The organism is Paenibacillus sp. AD87 (assembly GCF_001659845.1).
In the GTDB taxonomy this organism is placed as follows: Bacteria; Bacillota; Bacilli; order Paenibacillales; family Paenibacillaceae; genus Paenibacillus; species Paenibacillus marchantiae.
In genome coordinates, this window is record NZ_LXQN01000007.1 from 3,572,261 (window position 1) to 3,589,941 (window position 17,681).

Annotated in this window: 16 protein-coding genes; 8 read left to right on the top strand and 8 right to left on the bottom strand. The window is 45.7% G+C overall.

Annotated elements, in window-relative coordinates; translation table 11 throughout:
- Positions 1-7: 7 nt before the first annotated feature.
- From gpAD87_RS15610 to rpiA, 5 genes are all read right to left on the bottom strand, one after another.
- Entirely contained in the window at positions 8-970 is a 963-nt protein-coding gene (locus gpAD87_RS15610; RefSeq protein WP_082935140.1) for an alpha/beta hydrolase, read from the bottom strand.
- 55 nt (positions 971-1,025) lie between these two features.
- A complete protein-coding gene (locus gpAD87_RS15615) occupies positions 1,026-1,538 on the bottom strand; it encodes a response regulator (RefSeq protein WP_064639123.1) in 513 nt (170 codons plus the stop codon).
- 179 nt (positions 1,539-1,717) lie between these two features.
- Positions 1,718-2,176, bottom strand: coding sequence for a MarR family winged helix-turn-helix transcriptional regulator (locus tag gpAD87_RS15620; RefSeq protein ID WP_024630132.1), 459 nt, complete (start codon positions 2,174-2,176; stop codon positions 1,718-1,720).
- Positions 2,177-2,190: 14 nt separating this feature from the next.
- Positions 2,191-2,790 (bottom strand): GNAT family N-acetyltransferase, encoded by a 600-nt coding sequence (locus gpAD87_RS15625; RefSeq protein ID WP_064639124.1) that lies wholly within the window; start codon positions 2,788-2,790, stop codon positions 2,191-2,193.
- Between the two features lie 24 nt (positions 2,791-2,814).
- Positions 2,815-3,486, bottom strand: a complete 672-nt coding sequence (gene rpiA / locus gpAD87_RS15630) for a ribose-5-phosphate isomerase RpiA (protein WP_064639125.1) — start codon at positions 3,484-3,486, stop codon at positions 2,815-2,817.
- Positions 3,487-4,117: 631 nt separating this feature from the next.
- On the opposite strand from rpiA, the gene gpAD87_RS15635 reads away from it, so the two are divergent.
- Positions 4,118-5,860 carry a methyl-accepting chemotaxis protein gene (locus gpAD87_RS15635; RefSeq protein WP_063564933.1) on the top strand — a complete coding sequence of 581 codons (1,743 nt, stop codon included), beginning with the start codon at positions 4,118-4,120 and terminating at the stop codon, positions 5,858-5,860.
- Positions 5,861-5,906: 46 nt separating this feature from the next.
- The gene (locus gpAD87_RS15640; protein ID WP_064639126.1) at positions 5,907-9,614 is read left to right on the top strand and encodes a non-ribosomal peptide synthetase family protein; all 3,708 of its coding nucleotides are present in this window, start codon (positions 5,907-5,909) and stop codon (positions 9,612-9,614) included.
- Between the two features lie 106 nt (positions 9,615-9,720).
- Here the strand turns inward: gpAD87_RS15640 and gpAD87_RS15645 are convergent, their stop codons facing one another.
- A complete protein-coding gene (locus gpAD87_RS15645) occupies positions 9,721-10,341 on the bottom strand; it encodes a TraX family protein (protein WP_231952585.1) in 621 nt (206 codons plus the stop codon).
- A gap of 53 nt (positions 10,342-10,394) precedes the next feature.
- Positions 10,395-10,892, bottom strand: a complete 498-nt coding sequence (locus tag gpAD87_RS15650; protein ID WP_064639127.1) for a GNAT family N-acetyltransferase — start codon at positions 10,890-10,892, stop codon at positions 10,395-10,397.
- 209 nt (positions 10,893-11,101) lie between these two features.
- On the opposite strand from gpAD87_RS15650, the gene gpAD87_RS15655 reads away from it, so the two are divergent.
- Genes gpAD87_RS15655 through gpAD87_RS15670 form a run of 4 tightly spaced genes read left to right on the top strand, consistent with a single transcriptional unit; the run spans position 11,102 to position 15,078 of the window.
- The gene (locus gpAD87_RS15655) at positions 11,102-12,547 is read left to right on the top strand and encodes a spore germination protein (RefSeq protein ID WP_064639128.1); all 1,446 of its coding nucleotides are present in this window, start codon (positions 11,102-11,104) and stop codon (positions 12,545-12,547) included.
- The gene (locus gpAD87_RS15660) at positions 12,544-13,695 is read left to right on the top strand and encodes a Ger(x)C family spore germination protein (RefSeq protein ID WP_064639129.1); all 1,152 of its coding nucleotides are present in this window, start codon (positions 12,544-12,546) and stop codon (positions 13,693-13,695) included. The genes gpAD87_RS15655 and gpAD87_RS15660 overlap by 4 nt, the downstream gene beginning before the upstream one ends.
- 43 nt (positions 13,696-13,738) lie before the next feature.
- Positions 13,739-13,945, top strand: coding sequence for a hypothetical protein (locus tag gpAD87_RS15665; RefSeq protein WP_063564708.1), 207 nt, complete (start codon positions 13,739-13,741; stop codon positions 13,943-13,945).
- 14 nt (positions 13,946-13,959) lie between these two features.
- Positions 13,960-15,078, top strand: coding sequence for a GerAB/ArcD/ProY family transporter (locus gpAD87_RS15670; RefSeq protein ID WP_064639130.1), 1,119 nt, complete (start codon positions 13,960-13,962; stop codon positions 15,076-15,078).
- An 8-nt stretch (positions 15,079-15,086) separates the two neighbouring features.
- Here gpAD87_RS15670 and gpAD87_RS15675 read toward each other — a convergent pair whose 3' ends face one another.
- Positions 15,087-15,560, bottom strand: coding sequence for an RbsD/FucU family protein (locus gpAD87_RS15675; RefSeq protein ID WP_064639131.1), 474 nt, complete (start codon positions 15,558-15,560; stop codon positions 15,087-15,089).
- A gap of 299 nt (positions 15,561-15,859) precedes the next feature.
- Here gpAD87_RS15675 and gpAD87_RS15680 point away from each other — a divergent pair, with 299 nt between their 5' ends.
- Together gpAD87_RS15680 and gpAD87_RS15685 are read left to right on the top strand one after the other, a co-directional pair.
- Positions 15,860-16,288: a MarR family winged helix-turn-helix transcriptional regulator gene (locus tag gpAD87_RS15680; RefSeq protein ID WP_064639132.1), complete on the top strand. Its 429-nt coding sequence runs from the start codon at positions 15,860-15,862 to the stop codon at positions 16,286-16,288.
- Between the two features lie 31 nt (positions 16,289-16,319).
- Complete coding sequence (locus gpAD87_RS15685; protein ID WP_064639133.1) at positions 16,320-17,642, top strand: MFS transporter; 1,323 nt, start codon at positions 16,320-16,322, stop codon at positions 17,640-17,642.
- Positions 17,643-17,681 lie beyond the last annotated feature (39 nt).

Here is a 17,681-nt window from a genome sequence, read left to right on the forward strand (position 1 = left end):
AGGATGCTTAATTGGAATCAGAAGAATGCTGCTGGTTCTTTGTCAAAAAGGATTCAAGTACCTGCTCGTATCGGGTTCGATCCACTTGAAACGCTGTTCCATGACCCGCACGGGGAATAGTCAACAGTTCCTTTTCTGTCGGACAAGCTTCATATAGTCTATAGACCATTTCCGTCGGTACAAACGCATCTGCCTCACCATGAATAAAAAGAACCGGAACTTGAACTTTGGGGAGTTGATTTAGTGCCGATGCTTCCCCAAAAAAGTAGCCTGCCTTCCATTTGGAAATGAAACTTGTAACGGGAATAAACGGAAATGCGGGCAGCTTGTATAGCTGCTTGAGCTGGAAGGTCAGCTCCTCCTTGACGGAGGTATACGCACAATCCGATACGATGGCCTTTACCTGATCAGGGAGAGCTTCACCACCTGTCATCAATACTGTAGCGCCTCCCATCGAAATTCCATGCAAAATGATCTCCGTCTCCGTACCAACCTTGCCCAGAACCCAATGAATCCATTGAACATAATCTTTGCGGTCCAGCCAGCCGAATCCGATGATATTGCCCTCACTTTGGCCATGACCCCGATCATCCGGCATCAACACATTGTAGCCCCGTTTTTCAGCATAAAAGCGGGCAAAACCCGCCATTTCTCTGCCTTTTCCCGAATAGCCATGGGCCAGGATAACCGTTGGTCGCTGCGATCCGTAGTGGGAAGGAAGCCATGTTCCATGCAGCTTTAATCCATCATGTGATTCAATATATATATCTTCGGTTGGCTGCGTATCAAGCCACGTTAAGTCAGACGCACTGCTGATTATTTCGTTATCCGGTTCGGGCATCAGATTCGGATTATCAACTAAAAATGATTTTGGAGCACGCCGAATGGCGGTTTTGAAGAAGTAAAGTCCACCTAACCATAGTACGGCAAGAACGATTAGGACCAGAACGGCAAGGCTGTATAATAACATGAACATTTCCCTCTCTTTCAGTCGATCTTCCACGTGAAACATGTATGTATATTATTTATCGTTTCGTAATTTCTTCAGACATGGATGATGGTTGCCACTTCTGGATTACGTTGTTTAGAGCTTCAAGGGTGAAGGGTTTACCAATAAAATCATCCATCCCGGCTTCAAAACATTTCTCTTTCTCTCCATCCATCACATTTCCTGTCATCGCAATAATCGGAGTGGGATGCCACTTCTTATCCTGTTCTAAAGCTCTGATATGGCGTGTCGCCTCCAGTCCGTCCATTACAGGCATCATGTTATCCATCAGGATCATACTATATTTATTGCTGAGAAAAGCTTCACTAGCCTCTTCCCCATTGGAGACGGTATGCACTTCGGTCATGCCCAGCTTTTTGAGTTGCATCTGCACAACCTGCCGATTGATGACGTTATCGTCTGCCAGCAAGATTGATATCGGAAGGGATGTACGAATCTGCTTCTGGTTCTCCTTACCGTGAATCATCTGATTGGATAACGATTCAATCGTTCTGTGCGATGATTTCATTTTGCCATGTTCATTAGACATCACATGATCACTCTCCTAATCGCGAATTATGCCATACTGCTTATACGAAGGCTTCACTCATCCAATCGTTTGCAAAAGCTTCAGCAGCTTCGATCTTCCCCGTTCAAATACAATCCCTCTATTCATTATACATGAACGACGAATGGCATACATTCATATAAAAAAACTGACCTGCGTTATTAACGCAAGTCAGTTTTCCCCTCTGCAGCGAGTCCAAGCTTTTTTAACAAACGAATCGCATCTGCCTTTTCCGAAGGTTCCAGTCCATCCACCGCATCAATGATCACCTGGTGGTGCTGAGGAAAGATTTGTGTAAACAAATGTCTTCCTTCCTCCGTCAATTCAGCGTATATGACACGCCGATCTTCCTTGGATGCTCGACGAATCAGCAGATTTTTGTTCTGAAGCTTGTCCACCACATACGTGATATTGCCGCTGGACATTAACACTTTCTCACCGATCTTTTGCAACGCCTGCGGCCCTTTATGGTATAACAAATCAAGCACGCCAAATTCTGTTGTATTCAGTCCATGACTCTGGATATCCCGGTTGGACCTGGATGTAACGGAATTGTATGCGCGAGCGAGAACCACAAATAATTGTAAAGACAGTTCCCGATTGTCCTCGTTGTTCGGCATTTCTTAATCCTCCATCAGTTGTTTACATTTCGACCTGCGCCTGCAGATTTCATCTGCTCCCACTCTTCGCGCAGCATTCCCATACGAATTGAATCATAATGTTTGCCATCCACGATGCGGCATTTGCGCATACGTCCTTCCACCTGCAGTCCCGCCTTCGAAGCTGAACGCATCATTCGTTCATTGCCTGACCAGGTTGTCAATCCAACCCGGGCCACGGGCAATTGCTCGAATAAGTGACTGGACCACATCTGAAGTACTCGCGTGCCGATCCCGCGCCCCCATTGGGCTGATCGATATAACACTATTCCCATTTCCAGCCACATGGATGGACGATGTTCCCAATAATAGCTGATTGTACCGACGATTCGACCATTCAGCTCAATAATTCGAATGGAGTCCGGATCAGAATTGTTCTGAGTTGCTCCAAGTCTTCTTAACATGCTCCGTTCGAAGTCTTCGTAGCTCTCATGTTCAAGGGCATAATATGGCGCATCCCATTGTTTCCATTCCGGTACGTCTTCACTGTAGATCAATTCATAGAGTTCAGTCAGATCCTCTTTCTCCACACATCGAAGAACAATCTCACCATCCACTAACGGGTTTTCCCTCATCTATGCAATGACCTCACTTTCCGTTCATGAACGATGACGCTCATCGATGCTGCCATCATCCTTCGCAAGAATGACGGTGTCCGCCATTTTAATAAACAGTCCATTATCGACAACACCTGGGAGCATATTTAACTGAATGTTAAGCTCTGCAGCATGCTCTATGGCTTCCATGCGGCAATCTGCAATGAGGTTGCCATTATCCGTAAGGTAACGTTGATCCCCATCCATACGCCATTCTGGATGACACCCGAGTTTCTCCAGCGCCTGGAAGGTCCACTCTGAAGCAAACGGAACCACTTCAACTGGCAACGGGAATTTTCCCAGCTTTTGTACGGCTTTGCTACCATCGGCCACAATAATCAGTTTGTCGCTGTTTGCAGCTACAATTTTCTCACGTAAAAGCGCACCGCCGCCACCTTTGATCAGGTTAAACTCAGGATCTACTTCATCTGCACCATCAATGGTCAGATCCAGACGTCCAATTTGATCAAAGGGAACGATCGGAATTCCCCACTCTTTGGCGAGCTTGTCCGATGCTTCCGAAGTAGCTACAGCCTGAATGTTCAACCCTTCACGTACTCGCTCACCAATTCGACAAATAGCGTAATACGCCGTTGACCCTGTACCCAATCCAACCTTCATTCCATCTTGAACATACTCTGCCGCGCGCTCAGCTGCTATCTGTTTAAGATTCATCTATAAACCCCCGCCTGCTCATGATTTGAGAAATGCATACTGTAGTTATTATAGATAAAACCGCTTCCGATGTATATCTGTGCATGACGTGTTCAACTGGGAAACTTGGCCTGTTTCTCTGCTTCACATGTATCAATAATGTTGCTTATGTACATTCTTGGTTAGATTCTCCTCCCTGATATCTGATTTGTGTGGCAAAAGAAAGTCCGTTTTCTGTCGTTTTCACTATTTTTTCAATGTTTTAGGATGTTTTTTAACCCACCATGTTATAGAATACAGAATGAAACTAAAAAATGGGAATTATTTTAAATAAACAGTTCTAAATACCTACTTCTTACTTTCATATGTCCATAAGTACGTAAAATATTAAAAAAGTTTTAACAAAACTATTCAATTTGACGACATTTTATACGACATATTAAGTATAGATGTGTTTTAATAATTAGACACCTATGGGTATCTAGGTAAAAATATCTCTACATAGCGACCAGGAACCCAAGACCATGGTCGCACATTATGCCTTTGGAGGGGATACTGGAATGACTTAATTTGCAACATGAAGGCACCAACATATTATCAATTCAAAGAAGATCAGGAGTGGACTTTAGTGAAATCATTAAGTTGGAAAAGCATGTCTTTTTTCTCCAAAAATCTGTTGCTTTCATTTACTAACATTATTATCATCGGCGTGGCACTTATTGCCAGCAGCTATTACTTTCAAAAAACAATCCTCGTAGACCAACTACATGGTCAGGTAGAACAAATTACTAAAAAATGGGCAGAAGGCATTGATTCCACCGAAGTGCAGGCTGCTATTGCAGAAGCCAATTATGATGGAAAAACCCAAACCAAATTGCGTGCCTATTTCGATGAAATGCAGCAATATTATCCTAACATTGCACAAGCCTACATCTTTGGCGTCGAGCTGGGTGGAGATAACCAACGGTTAACTTCCCTTGTTGCCATGCCAACCAATCTGAAGGAAGCCTTCCAGAGTGAAAATGTAAATATCGGCGACATGTATGAACAGCCAGTCGTTGTGGCAAATGCACTGAAAGAAATGGTGAATACCGATCGCCCAACGTTCACCACATTTTATTCCGATGATTTCGGAACCTGGACAACCATTGCTTACCCGATCAAGGATAGCAACGGCAAGATTTACTCTTACTTTGCAGTCGATGCAGACGCATCAGCAGTACCTGCCGGACTGAACAAATTGCTCAAGAACGGAATTATCATCCTGGTAGCGTTCCTGCTGTTGTTCCTGATTATCCAATATCTTGTTGTCAAAAACACGCTTTCCCCTATTCGTCACCTGATCAAAGGGATTGATGACGTAAGCCGGGGTAATTTGAATGTCAAAATTCCGACAGGCAAAGACGATCTGGGCATTGTGAACGAAAAGTTCAATACAATGGTTCGCAAGATCAACGATACCATCGTCAAAGTGCAAATCACTTCGCAAGAAGTTAACGAGTCTGCTAAGGAACTGTATGAAGTCTCGGAGAGAAACAGCGAGAATGCTGATTCTATTAATAGCAACGTTACTCAGATTACATCCAACATTCGTGCACAGGAACAGGCAACCCGGGATAGTGCCCGTGCGATGTCCGAGATGGCTATCGTCATTCAAACTATTGCCAGCAGTTCAGCGAGTGTAGCTGACGAGGCCTATGAGATGGAACGTCGATCCCAACAAGGAAACAGTGTGGTTCGTCAGGTATCCGAACAGATGAATCTGATTACGGAATCTGTTAAAAACACTGCTTCGGCCATTCAGGTTCTGGAGAGCCGCTCTCAGGAAATTGGCGATATTCTGAATATCATCTCAGGCATTTCCAGCCAGACGAACTTGCTTGCACTCAACGCATCTATTGAAGCAGCACGTGTTGGTGAAGAAGGTCGAGGATTCGCAGTTGTAGCAGGTGAAGTCCGTAAGCTTGCTGAGCAGTCCGAACAATCCACGAGCCAGGTTGCTGTACTGATCCAAGAGATCCAGGCTGAAATCAGACAAGCCGTTCGTGCGATGGAACAAGGAACGTCTGAAGTGGATACCGGACTCAGCGTAGCTGATCAAACCGGTCAATTGTTCGAAGAGATTCTGGAAGCAGCCAAGAAAGTATCGAATCAGATTCAGGAAGTATCGAGTGCTACAGAAGAAATCTCTGCAGGTACAGAAGAAATGACCGCAACTGCGGATGATTTGTCTGCGAGTGTGAGTAAGACAGCTGACAACAGTGAACGGATCTCTTCATCCGTAGATGAACAAAAAGCATCTCTGATTACACTTGTTGATTCCTCTACCCGTTTGAACAACATGTCTGAGGAACTGCAAGAACTGATTTCGCATTTTAATGTAAGTAAACAATAATTCAACCCACAACTTGAACGGTTTGAACCAAGGAGGAACAACTGAAGTGGTCGAAAATCAATCATCATCTACCCAAACAGTGGAATCTGGCCTGCCGGTTCTTCAGATTCCACTGGATTTTGGGCGCCGTCAACAAGCATTCACTTATGAGTCTGCTCATATTTCATTGGAATCGTCCCTGGGTCGGGAACTGAAACAAAAATTCGGTTCAGAGGGCGTTTATCCAGCATTATTGTCTGCCTACGCAGCCTTGTTGTTCCGTTTATCAGCTGAGCAGGAACTTGCCATCGGCACGCTGGCTCCCGATCAGGTAGCCTCCCATGTGTTATTGCAGATTCAAGGAAAGTTAACCTTTATCGAACTGATTCATCAGATTTCAGATCAACTCCAGCTGCATTACACGCTGCAAGCGGGAGGTAATCCGGAAACGCTGTTCATGTTTAACAGTGTACAGCTCCCTAAAGCTCCTCAATTGTTAAATTGGAATATCCGTGATGATCAGAATATGCTCACGCTGGATCTGTTCTATGACAGTTCACTTCTAAATGAATCTACGGTCACAAGATATGCAGAGTATTATCAGACTCTTTTACTGGCTATGTTGCGTGACCAAGACAAGGCCATCGGCACAGTGGACATTTTATCCGCTTCAGACCGGTTGCTATACCGAGAAATGAATGATACCGCCGTTCTCGAACCAGAACATCAGACGATTCATGGCTGGTTCGAAGCAACAGCAGCCGAATATCCTGAATCTCCAGCAATTACTTCACCAACTGGCCGGTACACCTATAGAGAACTGAATGAACGTGCCAATCAGGTTGCCCGTGTGCTGTTATCCAACGGATTGCAAAAAGGAGAATTCGTCAGCATCTTTATGGAGCGGAGTCTGGAAACGATTATTTCTTTGCTCGGTATTCTCAAAGCTGGCGGAGTATACGTTCCTGTCGATCCTGAGCATCCACAAGAACGCAACAGTTATATTGTCGAAGATACAGCTTCATCCTTTGTCCTGACCAAAGAGTCCTCTTTACCTGAAGCTTCACGGTTATTCTCAGGAATTACTAGCGTTCGCCAAATCCTGGCCGTAGATGGACGCCTTGCCGGATTCGCTGCAAGTAACCCCAATCTCGATATTGAGCCAGACGACCTGGCGTATATCATTTATACCTCGGGATCTACCGGCAAGCCCAAAGGTGCGCTTATTGCCCATCGGGGTGTAGCCAATCTTGGTAGTGTGGTGCAGCGGGATTGCGATATTCAACCAGGTGACGTATTAACCCAGTTTGCTACATACAGCTTCGATGCATCAGTGTGGGATACGATTGGCGCCTTGTTCTACGGAGCAGAACTGTACCTGTTGTCGGCGGAAGAACGTGTATCCGTTGAAGAATTTGCGAGTGCAATTGAGCGCACAGGCACAACAATTATTACGATACTGCCAACCATCTTTTTCAACCAGCTTGCTTCCTTCCTGTCTGATGAAGGCTTCCACAAGCTGGCCAAAGTCAAAATCATTACCGTGGCTGGAGAAGCACTGTACGGTGAGCAGGTTCGTGCCTTCCAGCGCAAATTCGGCAACCAGATTGATATCGTCAATGTATACGGACCTACGGAATGTACAGTAGCGACAGCGACTCACCGAATTAGTGAGCAAGTTCCGGAAAGTGTCGTTAACATTCCAATAGGCAGACCGATTCATAACTATAAAGTGTATATCGTCAATGAAGAACAGCAATTATGCCCGGTAGGCGTTCCCGGCGAGGTATATATAGCAACACCCGCTTTGGCCAAAGGTTATCTGAACCAGCCTGAGCGTACAGCACAGGCATTCATTGATAATCCATTTGCTATCGATGAGAAAATCTATAAGTCTGGCGATATTGCCAAAATGCTCGATAGCGGACTGCTGGAATATGTCGGACGCAGCGACTCCCAGTTAAAAATCCGGGGTCACCGGATTGAGATTGGAGAGATCGAGGATCATTTTGCCCGTCTGGATCAGGTTCAGGATGTTGCCGTGATTCCAAAGAAGGAATCGGATGGTCAAAACATGCTCGTAGGATACTTTACATCCAAAGATGGCAGTACACTTTCCGTTGCGGACATCAAAGCGGAGCTAACGGTGAAGCTTCCTTCCTATTTTGTACCCAAATGGATCTGTCAGCTCGATGAAATGCCAATCGCACCGACAGGTAAAATCAATCGTAAAGCGATGGTAGCTCTGCCTCACGTAGAGCGTCATGAAGATCGACCAGATCGGGTACTGCCGGAGACGGAAACCGAAGCGATTATTCTGGAAGCATGGAAAGAAATTCTTCAGCACGATGACTTTGGTGTGGAGGACAGCTTCTTCGCCATTGGCGGTGATTCTCTTCGGGTCATCCATGTGCTGGTTATTCTGAAGCCGCATTATCCACAGCTGAAAATTGCCGACTTTTTTGCCGAGAAGACGGTTCGTGCCTTGGCACAACGCGTGGAGAAGCTGGCTCAAACTATAGAAGAAACTGCTCATTCCTCAGTGAATGAGGGCATGATCACCCAATTGTCAGAACATCCTGTAGAGCTGAGATCCCAGATTGGATATCCTGAAATTCTGAATCCCGAGCATGTACTCTTGACCGGGGCTACCGGATATCTTGGATCGCATGTGCTGCAACAGTTGATTCTAACTTCGAATACACGCATCTATACTCTTGTGCGCCGCCCCGCAGACGGAAGCTCTGCGATGGAACGACTGAGTAGCGTCATGAAAGGTTACTTTGGACCGGAACTGCTACCTCTCCTCGCATCCCGCGTCGAGATTATCGAAGGCGATCTGGAGCAACCGAATCTTGGTCTTTCAGTCGAGCAGACAACTTACGTGCAAGAACGAATTGACCGTGTGATACACTGCGCCGCGGATGTACGACATTTCGGGGATGCAGCACAATTCGCCAAAACCAATGTGGATGGAACCACTGCATTGCTCAAACTCGTTCGCAGCAAACCAGGTGCCTCCTTCCACCACGTATCCACGATGGGGATACCGGAAGATCTTGCACTCAGTGGACAGTGGGAGTCATCATTGCAATATGATCGCTTCCCAGCGGACCTGCACGTGGACAACCTGTACTCGGACAGCAAGCTTGAAGCCGAGAAAGTGCTTATGATTGCTGCTGAAGAAGGTGTACCTGTTAGCATCTATCGTGCAGGTAACCTGACCTGTCATTCCGAGACGGGACGTTTCCAGTCTAATATTGATAGCAACGCCTTTTATCGCATGATTAAAGCGATGTTATTGCTGGGCAAAGCACCGGCAGCCGACTGGATGGTTGATTTTACACCTATTGATTATGCAAGTCAGGCCATTGTGCATCTGGCATTACGCCAGGACACAGCAGGACGTGTATTCCATATCTGTAATCCGGAGCCTATCAGCTACGATGATCTGATTCGCTCTGTGAATCGGGCCGGTTATGAAGTAGAGACTCTGCCTTTTGCAGAATACACCAACTGGTTGTTCGATGGCAGTGTCAGCAAGGACCCTGAGGCACTTCAACTGGCTATCGCCCAGCTTGAAGGAGACGGTGCCAAGGATTCTGCCTACGTATATGCTTCTCCTGTAACAACCGCCTATGTAGAACCAGCCGGCATTATATGTGCCAAAACAGATGATCGTTTCATCTCAAAAATGCTGGAACATGCCATCGAGATTGGTTATTTCCCTAAGGCCGTCCGACCGCAGTTTGGTACTTCGCCAACAATGGAATAACTCCAATAAAGTGAATGCCTATATTGCATCCATTAATGAATATAAAGAAGCCACCTCAACGTCAGTGATGACGGATAAGGTGGCTTCTTTTCTTCGTGAAGAATTCTCAGATCAAGCGGATCAAAGCAATGACAGCCAAATGTGCAGGATAAAAATAACGCCAAATCCAACGCGGACCTTTCAGACGGAAGCCTGCGTTATAATACTGGGCTATTGCAATTCCTGCTGTAGCAATCACGCTGTACATCTGAATAGAGCTGCTGTGCAGATAAATATACAGCACATTTAAGAGCAGATGAGCCATTACCAGTACTGGGCCCTGGAAGTAACGGAATAGCAATACAAGCAGTAGGCCATACATACCATAATCCATGTGGGTCATCTCCATGACCAAACCAGCCACGATCACAATCGGAATTCCCAGCAAACGGACCGGAAGTTTATCGAGCACGAGCAATACAAGCAGAGCAGACCATAATGTCCATACCACATTCAGCGAAAAATGATTAAAAGCCACCATAAACGGCAATTGAGAAATCACTGCAATCCAGAACAACCGCCATATGTATTTTTGTACGTTGCGAGTATGTTTATAACCGATATAAACGGCAAAAGCATAGATTGGAAAAGCAATTCGACCAATGATTCGCAGCTCACCGACCTGTGGATAAAAGACGGCTCCTATATGATCGATCAACATCGTAATCATGGCTATCCATTGCATCATCTTGTGCTAATCCCTCCTGCTTATCCTCAACTTCAGGTTTCTCAAAGTCTCTCTTATATATGAAGTTCATAATACATGAACTTGGTGTCCAGCGTATAGCCTTCCGACTCATATAATGCCTGAGCCTTCTTGTTGCTTATCGCCGTAGAGAGCACTATTCGTACAGCCCCACTCTCATTTCCCCATAGTCGTGCAGCTTCCAGCAGCTTACGCGCAATTCCTCGCTGGCGATGATCCGCATGTACGTACAGATCATTTAGTACCCAGATTGGCCTCATGGACACTGAACTAAAGCTAGGATACAGCTGTATAAATCCACCAAACTCACCCGCTAAGGGTTTATTCGTCAAACTGCACTCCTTTTCCTTTTCTGTCTCCAATTCTGATTCGGCAACCAAAATAACGGATTCATTGCGCTCCATTCGTTCTTTTATGTATTCACTTGCTCCCTCCAGATCTGTAGGCTGATCGTAAAACATTCTATAGTCATTGAACAACTGTGCCACTCCGTTAACATCGCTACGCTCAGCAAGTCTGATCCGATACGCCATCTTCCCTCAACTCCTTATATAAATCGTCTACTTACTTCATTCCATCCTCTTATTTTAAGGCAGATCCGACGATCTCCCCATTCATCATCTGCATCAAAGTTTGTAATATATTTCGATAATCCAAACTTAAAAGTATATTTCAGTGGAAGCGTCGCACACTATAGTCAGATTATAGGCTCGGCATTACAGCATAGGGAGGCGAAACTGAAATGGAACAAGACAATATCTATGAACAGGTTAGAGCTAATCTGTTGGGTGTTGCCGACATAATCTATCAGCCTTTTCAAATTGGACCTTTCCATTGTGAACTCATCTATATTCAGTCCATTGTAGATACCCCTACTATGCGGGAAGCCATCGTCAAGCCACTGCTTGAGGAAGCCTCAAGAAATGAAATAGATCATCAATTCATTACCCGAGTCCTGACTGGATCATTTTTCACCCTTAACAGCCACCATTCGAATTCACCAGAAGCAATAGTGGATGATATCGTGTCAGGTAATGCAGCCTTATATATCGAGGGTATTTCGGGAATGATTCATTTTGCACTTCAAAATTATCAAAGGCGTTCCGTAGCGGAATCAACCAATGAAGTTGTAATTGTTGGCCCTCAGGAAGCCTTCATTGAAGATATTCATGTGAACATGTCTCTGCTTCGGCACAAAATCAAACACCCTGATTTGAAGATGATCAAATTCACCATTGGAAAATACACCAAAACCGAGGTATTCGTTGTATATATCCAAGGGTTATGCAAGCCAGACATTTTGGAAAATGTATTGGAAAGTCTTGGTAATATTGATATGGATAGCAGTCTGGGTGTAAGTTATCTGTCTGAATTTCTGGAGGACCATCCTCTCTCTCCGTTTCCACAATATCAATATACGGAAAGACCGGATACGGTGGCCGCTGCACTGGTTGAAGGACGGATTGGGGTCATGCAGGATGGAACACCGTTCTCCCTGCTCATTCCGGTTACTTTTTTCTCTTTAATGCAGTCTTCGGAAGACTATTATCAACGATTTTATTCTGCCTCCTTTATCAGACTTATTCGCCTATTGTTTGCCTTTATAGCCTTCCTGCTTCCATCCTTTTATGTCGCCGTTACAACATTTCACCCAGAAATCATTCCGACCAACCTGCTGATTACGATCGCTTCTGCTAGAGAAAACATTCCTTTCCCTGCCTTGATTGAAGCGCTCATTATGGAAGTGACCTTTGAAGGTTTGCGCGAAGCGGGGATTCGTATTCCGAAGCCACTGGGCCAAACGGTGTCTATTATCGGGGGGATTGTTATTGGTCAGGCGGCCGTACAGGCTGGAATTGTCTCAGCACCACTGGTTATTGTCGTATCTATCACAGGTATTGCCGCCTTTATCATCCCGCACTTTGAGCTCGGACTGGCCTTCAGGCTGCTTCGTTTTCCGGTGCTGTTTATGGGTGGAACGCTGGGTCTGTTCGGCATCGTGATCTCGATCTATCTGATCTATTGGTATATGGTTAGTCTGCGTTCATTTGGCGTGCCATACATGCAGCCATTTGCCCCCCTCGTGCTGCGTGATATCAAGGATACTATTGTTCGTGTGCCTTGGTTCCTAATGAAGAAGCGACCCGCAGCTTACGAAGATGCGAATAAGAAAAGGCAAAAAACATGAAAAAGTGGATGATTATGCCCAAACTGAGTGTCGTTTTGGTATGCGTGTTACTTTGCAGTGGCTGCTGGTCCAAAGTGGAGATAAATGAACGTACTTTTATTACAGCCATGTATGTGGATAAGGGTGAAAAACCGGGTGAAATCGATATTTCGCTAAGTATGCCACTTCCCAACCGTCTCTCGCCAGAAGGTACGGGGGGACCCGGAAAAAATCCATATGCTCTCGTTTCTGCTACCGCATCCACCATCGCTGACGCCATGGAGAAAATCCAAACCGATCTCACACGAAAGATTTCCTGGGGGCACACACGGGTAGTGGTATTCGGTGAGGCATACGCCAGAGAGGGCATTCAAGATGCGATGGAATGGATCTCACGTGAACCTTTGTTCCATCTTAGCAGTTACCTCATGGTTGCGAAGGGCAGAGCCAGAGACGTGGCTGATCTGACTCCCGTTTTCGAAGAAACACCCAGTGATGTGTTAAGAGAATTTGCAACCGAAGAAAACATGTTAAAGACTCAAATGCTCAGTGTACTTATGGCTGACAAAATGAATCAGGGCTTTGCCGCCCCCTTGCTGGAATCGAAAGGAACCTCGATGGCAAGTGAGGATAATAAACGAAAGCAATGGACCAGTCAAATAGGCGGCGCTCTTTTCAAACAGATGAAGATGGTGGATTCAATCTCGGCGAATGAAGCCAGGACCATAGCCTGGGCCAATCGCAAATTGGATTCCGTAGCCCTTTCGGTGGAAACCGATAAAGAAAAAGCGAGCATGACGATCTATAATATGAATTCCAAAATTAAGGTCAGGCTTGTCAACGGACAGCCTTTCTTCGACATCACTTTGCGGGGGCAGGCTGAACTGAATTCCGTGATTCCGATTCTCAAGGTCAAAGATATTGTGGGCGTGAATCAGATCGAGCAAAAGGCCAATGAAAAAGTGAGTGCCTATCTAACCGACGCAATAAGGAGCGGCCAACGCAAGAATGCTGATATTCTAATGCTCGGTTATCGCCTGGAATGGGCATATCCTCGAATCTGGGAACAGTTGCGTCCCGTTTGGAATGATTATGTCAAACACGAATTGCAGTTTAAAGTGCATGCCCAAATCAACATCCAGTTCGTAGGTTCGGAATCCAGCTACTGATAGGAACAGAGGAATGTGTCAGGCCACTTTAGGAGGTAAACCAATGATTGCTGTTGTTTTGTTTGCCGTACTGTACATACTGGAGTGGCCCATGATCAAGTCCAGCAAAAAAGGAATGAAACGGGCCTATTTCATTCTGCTGGGGATATTTCTGCTGTGGAATACGTTGGCTGTCTCTGTACCGGGCTGGCCTAATCCCAATGATGTCATCAGGCTGGTCTTTGGCTGGGCAGACCGCTTGTTTGGCTAAGAAAGGAGCACGCCATGAGCAAATTGTCTGCCGGACAAGCGTACCGTTTTATGTTTGTCTACCTGTATTCCGAACCCATCGCTTTCCTTCTGCAGCGCTTGTTCAAAATGAGCGGGTATCAAGGATGGTTATCCATCCTTGGTGGGTTTGCGATTAGTTTGATCCTTCTCTTTTTCACATACAGATTGGGAGCGGTTTACCCGGATCGACCCTGGATTGATTTTGGTGAAGAAATTGTGGGCAAGGCCGTTCACAAGATGTTCCTCGGTCTCATTGTGTTACTGTGCCTGTATTTGATATCCGTTGACGTAGAGAATTTCATCGTTTTCCTGCAATCCATGTATTTACCCGAGACACCCATATGGCTGACAGCAACCGTAACCATTTTGTGTATCAGCTTTTCAGCACGCTCAGGTTTGATTACCATTGTCTATTTATCAGAAGGGATATTTCTGGTGCAAATCTTCACCTCCACTTTTCTCATGCCTGCTGTAATGGGTGGGGGGAATCCTGATGTTCTTCTTGCCATGGTAACTCATCATGATCTGAAAGAAATTTTAACAGGCTCGATCTCAACTATGCCCTGGTTTTCCGAATGGATGATGTTCCTGTTCCTCGCCCCTGCTATTGCTTTCAGGCGGCCGCTTCTACGAAGTATGTTATTTGCAGGCTCTACGCTTGCATTATTCATTATCGTGTTCTGGATGTTTACGTTAATGAATTTTGGACCTTACGAAGCCAGCAGTCTTCGTTACCCTTTGCTGGAGATGATCCGTTTTGCTCGTTACGGCGATTTTCTGGATAACCTGGACCCTTTCCTAATTGCCATCTGGTCTACGACCATGTTTACTCGCAGCTCGTTTCTGTTATATGTAGCCTCGGTTTGTCTTGCTAAATTCACAGGCGTAAAACAGGAAAAAACGGTAGTGTATCTACTTGCCGGAACTGCGGCTTCCTATGTGCTTCAATATGCAAAAGACGCAGCTTCCTATGAATTAGCCATTCGTTCTTACGCGATTGCTACATATGCCGTGCTTATCGAGTGTATGCCTATATTATATGTTGTTGTTTACTGGCTGCGATTTGGGAAAAGCAAAAAGGCGAGCGAGGCTTCTGCCGCCCCGTCGCCTTGAGTTTGGATTCAGTTCAGTTCAACTTTTTTCACTTGTGGGTAAGGATCTGTATCTGGAAAGATGACCCCTTTTTTCAAGATCAAATTGGCATACTGCGCACGTTCACCGGTTGCAATGATGACATAGGCGCGAGAAGCCCGCTCATAAAAAGCAAAACGCTCTTCATGATCAAAGGCATCCGTGATGCCCTCATGGTCAAGGATCAGCCTGCGATAGTCTTCCCAGATGATGGGCACCACCTGATCCCCCTTGACGACCTGCATAACGGCTGCCGGCCGCTCAGCGTAAGTATCCAGTGGATACAAACTTAAAATGGCATCCAGTAACTCTACGGTACCCAGCGCATCACAGCGAATCAGCCGCTGGGCATGACTGGCTGCGGGAAAGTTGCCATCAGCCAGTACCAGTTCGTCTCCATGACCCATTTCAGACATGATCTTCAGCAGTTCCGGAGGTATTATTGCGGGAATGTTCTTCAGCATACTCAGCTCTCCTCAGTCAGCTCCAGAATCAGCTGGAGCAGATTCGTCTTCGTAACCTCACCATCATGTAGCCCAATTACCGCGATACAGCGGCATTTCTATTTTATCAGTATTTACCAACGTTTGCATATTTCAATGTTCACATAAAACATTATTCGACTGCCAATCACATATCAAAAGATCTTATCATGACGCCGATATTCATAAATCCGTTTTGACAAAATTAATTGTTTAGCATATAGTTGTTATAACAAGTAAATGAATTGAGACTATTTTTATTTTAAGAAAGAGAGGATTATATGGGGAACGATTATTCACTCGATCAATCCATTGGATTCATGCTGGGCATGACACATCGCAAGGCGTCGGCTTTACTAGCCATACGATTCAAACCCTATGATATTACGACAGAGCAGTTTTCCGTTCTGTTCAATATCGGCAGAGGCGAAGGCGTGAACCAGAAGGAAGTCGCCACTCGCGTTTATAAGGACCAGCCCACAACTGCCCGCATTATTGATCTGTTGGAAAAGAAAGGCTGGGTCGAACGCCGGACCAGCGAACAGGATCGCAGAGCCTACTTGCTCTACTTGACCGATGAAGGAAAGATATTGCTCGACCAGCTTGTTCCGCTCGAAAGAGAAATGAATAAAAATCTGATTGAAGGTATACCCGAAGACCAGATGGAAGCATTTAGACATACTCTTTCCCTCATGAACAGCAATCTGTAACGAATTTTACACCAGGGGGAATGAACAACTAATGAAATCACAATCATCGCAAGTCAAACTATGGACCACCGATTTTATCCTGCTCATGTTATGTAACTTTCTACTCTTCCTTCAACTCCACATGATTGTATCCCCACTGCCTTCTTATGTGCAGGACCGTTTTCACGCCAATGCCTTTGAAGTCAGCCTCTTCACCTGTCTTTTTGCCCTTAGCGCCATTGCTGCCCGGCTCTATTCAGCCAAAGCATTGGAGAAGGGTCTTCGTAATGCCATGATCTATATTGGCCTGACAGTTGCCTTACTCGCTACACTTGGATATTATTTTGCTGCCGGGATTGCGGTCCTGTTATTGCTGCGCATGGTGTTCGGTATCGGATTCGGTATGAGTAGCACGGCTTTCCCGACTATGGCGTCGGATATTGTGCCTGTGAAACGGATGGGTGAGGGCATGGGCTATTTCGGCCTGTCCACAAGTCTTGCCATGTCCATGGGTCCCATTATTGGGGTCACGTTGCTTCAGGGTGCCGGGTTCATGACACTCATGTTATGTACGGCAGGTGTTATTGTGGTCATCTATCCGCTCAGCTATTCACTGACACGCAAGAAAGCTCGTAGGGTCAATGATGAGGTGATACCAACGCCACCTGTTGGAACAGCTGCGATATCAGGCACCAAAGTAAAGACGCCTTTCAACCGCAAACTGATTCTGCCAAGTGTACTGAATTGTTTGCTGTCCATCACGTATGGCGGACTGGTCGGATTCATCGTTTTGTACGGAAAGGAAGCCAACCTGGCTAACCCTGCACTGTTCTTTTTGTTTAATGCTCTCGCTGTACTGCTGGTTAGACCGTTTGCAGGAAGGATCTATGACAGTAAAGGTCCAAAAGCGTTACTGATTCCCGGAGCGATATTCATCGCTGCTGGACTGATCACGCTCTCTTACGCTTCGTCGATGTCCATCTTGTTTGTCGCTGCATTTTTATATGGAATTGGATATGGTTCAATACAGTCTTCCATGCAGACATGGATGATTCAGATTGTCTCCCCTTCACAGCGCGGTATGGCTAACGGCATGTTTCTGAATACGCTGGATCTGGGGATTGCTCTGGGAGCACTTCTGCTGGGCGCTATTGCTTCCATAACCAGTTATACCGATATGTACCGTTATTCCATTGTGTTCATGATTCTATTCCTCCTGATATACCTGATTCAAGGGAAACGAAATGGAGGGTTTGCGGTGCCTGTGCATCCGTTATTGACGCATACACATATTGCTGCCCAGGATTCCGATCGGCATGAGCATACCGAGACTGCGAACGAGAATAACACAACTAGTCAGCAAAAAGATAATTGAGGCAACTACACTGTTATCCTTCGATTCATTAAAACGCGT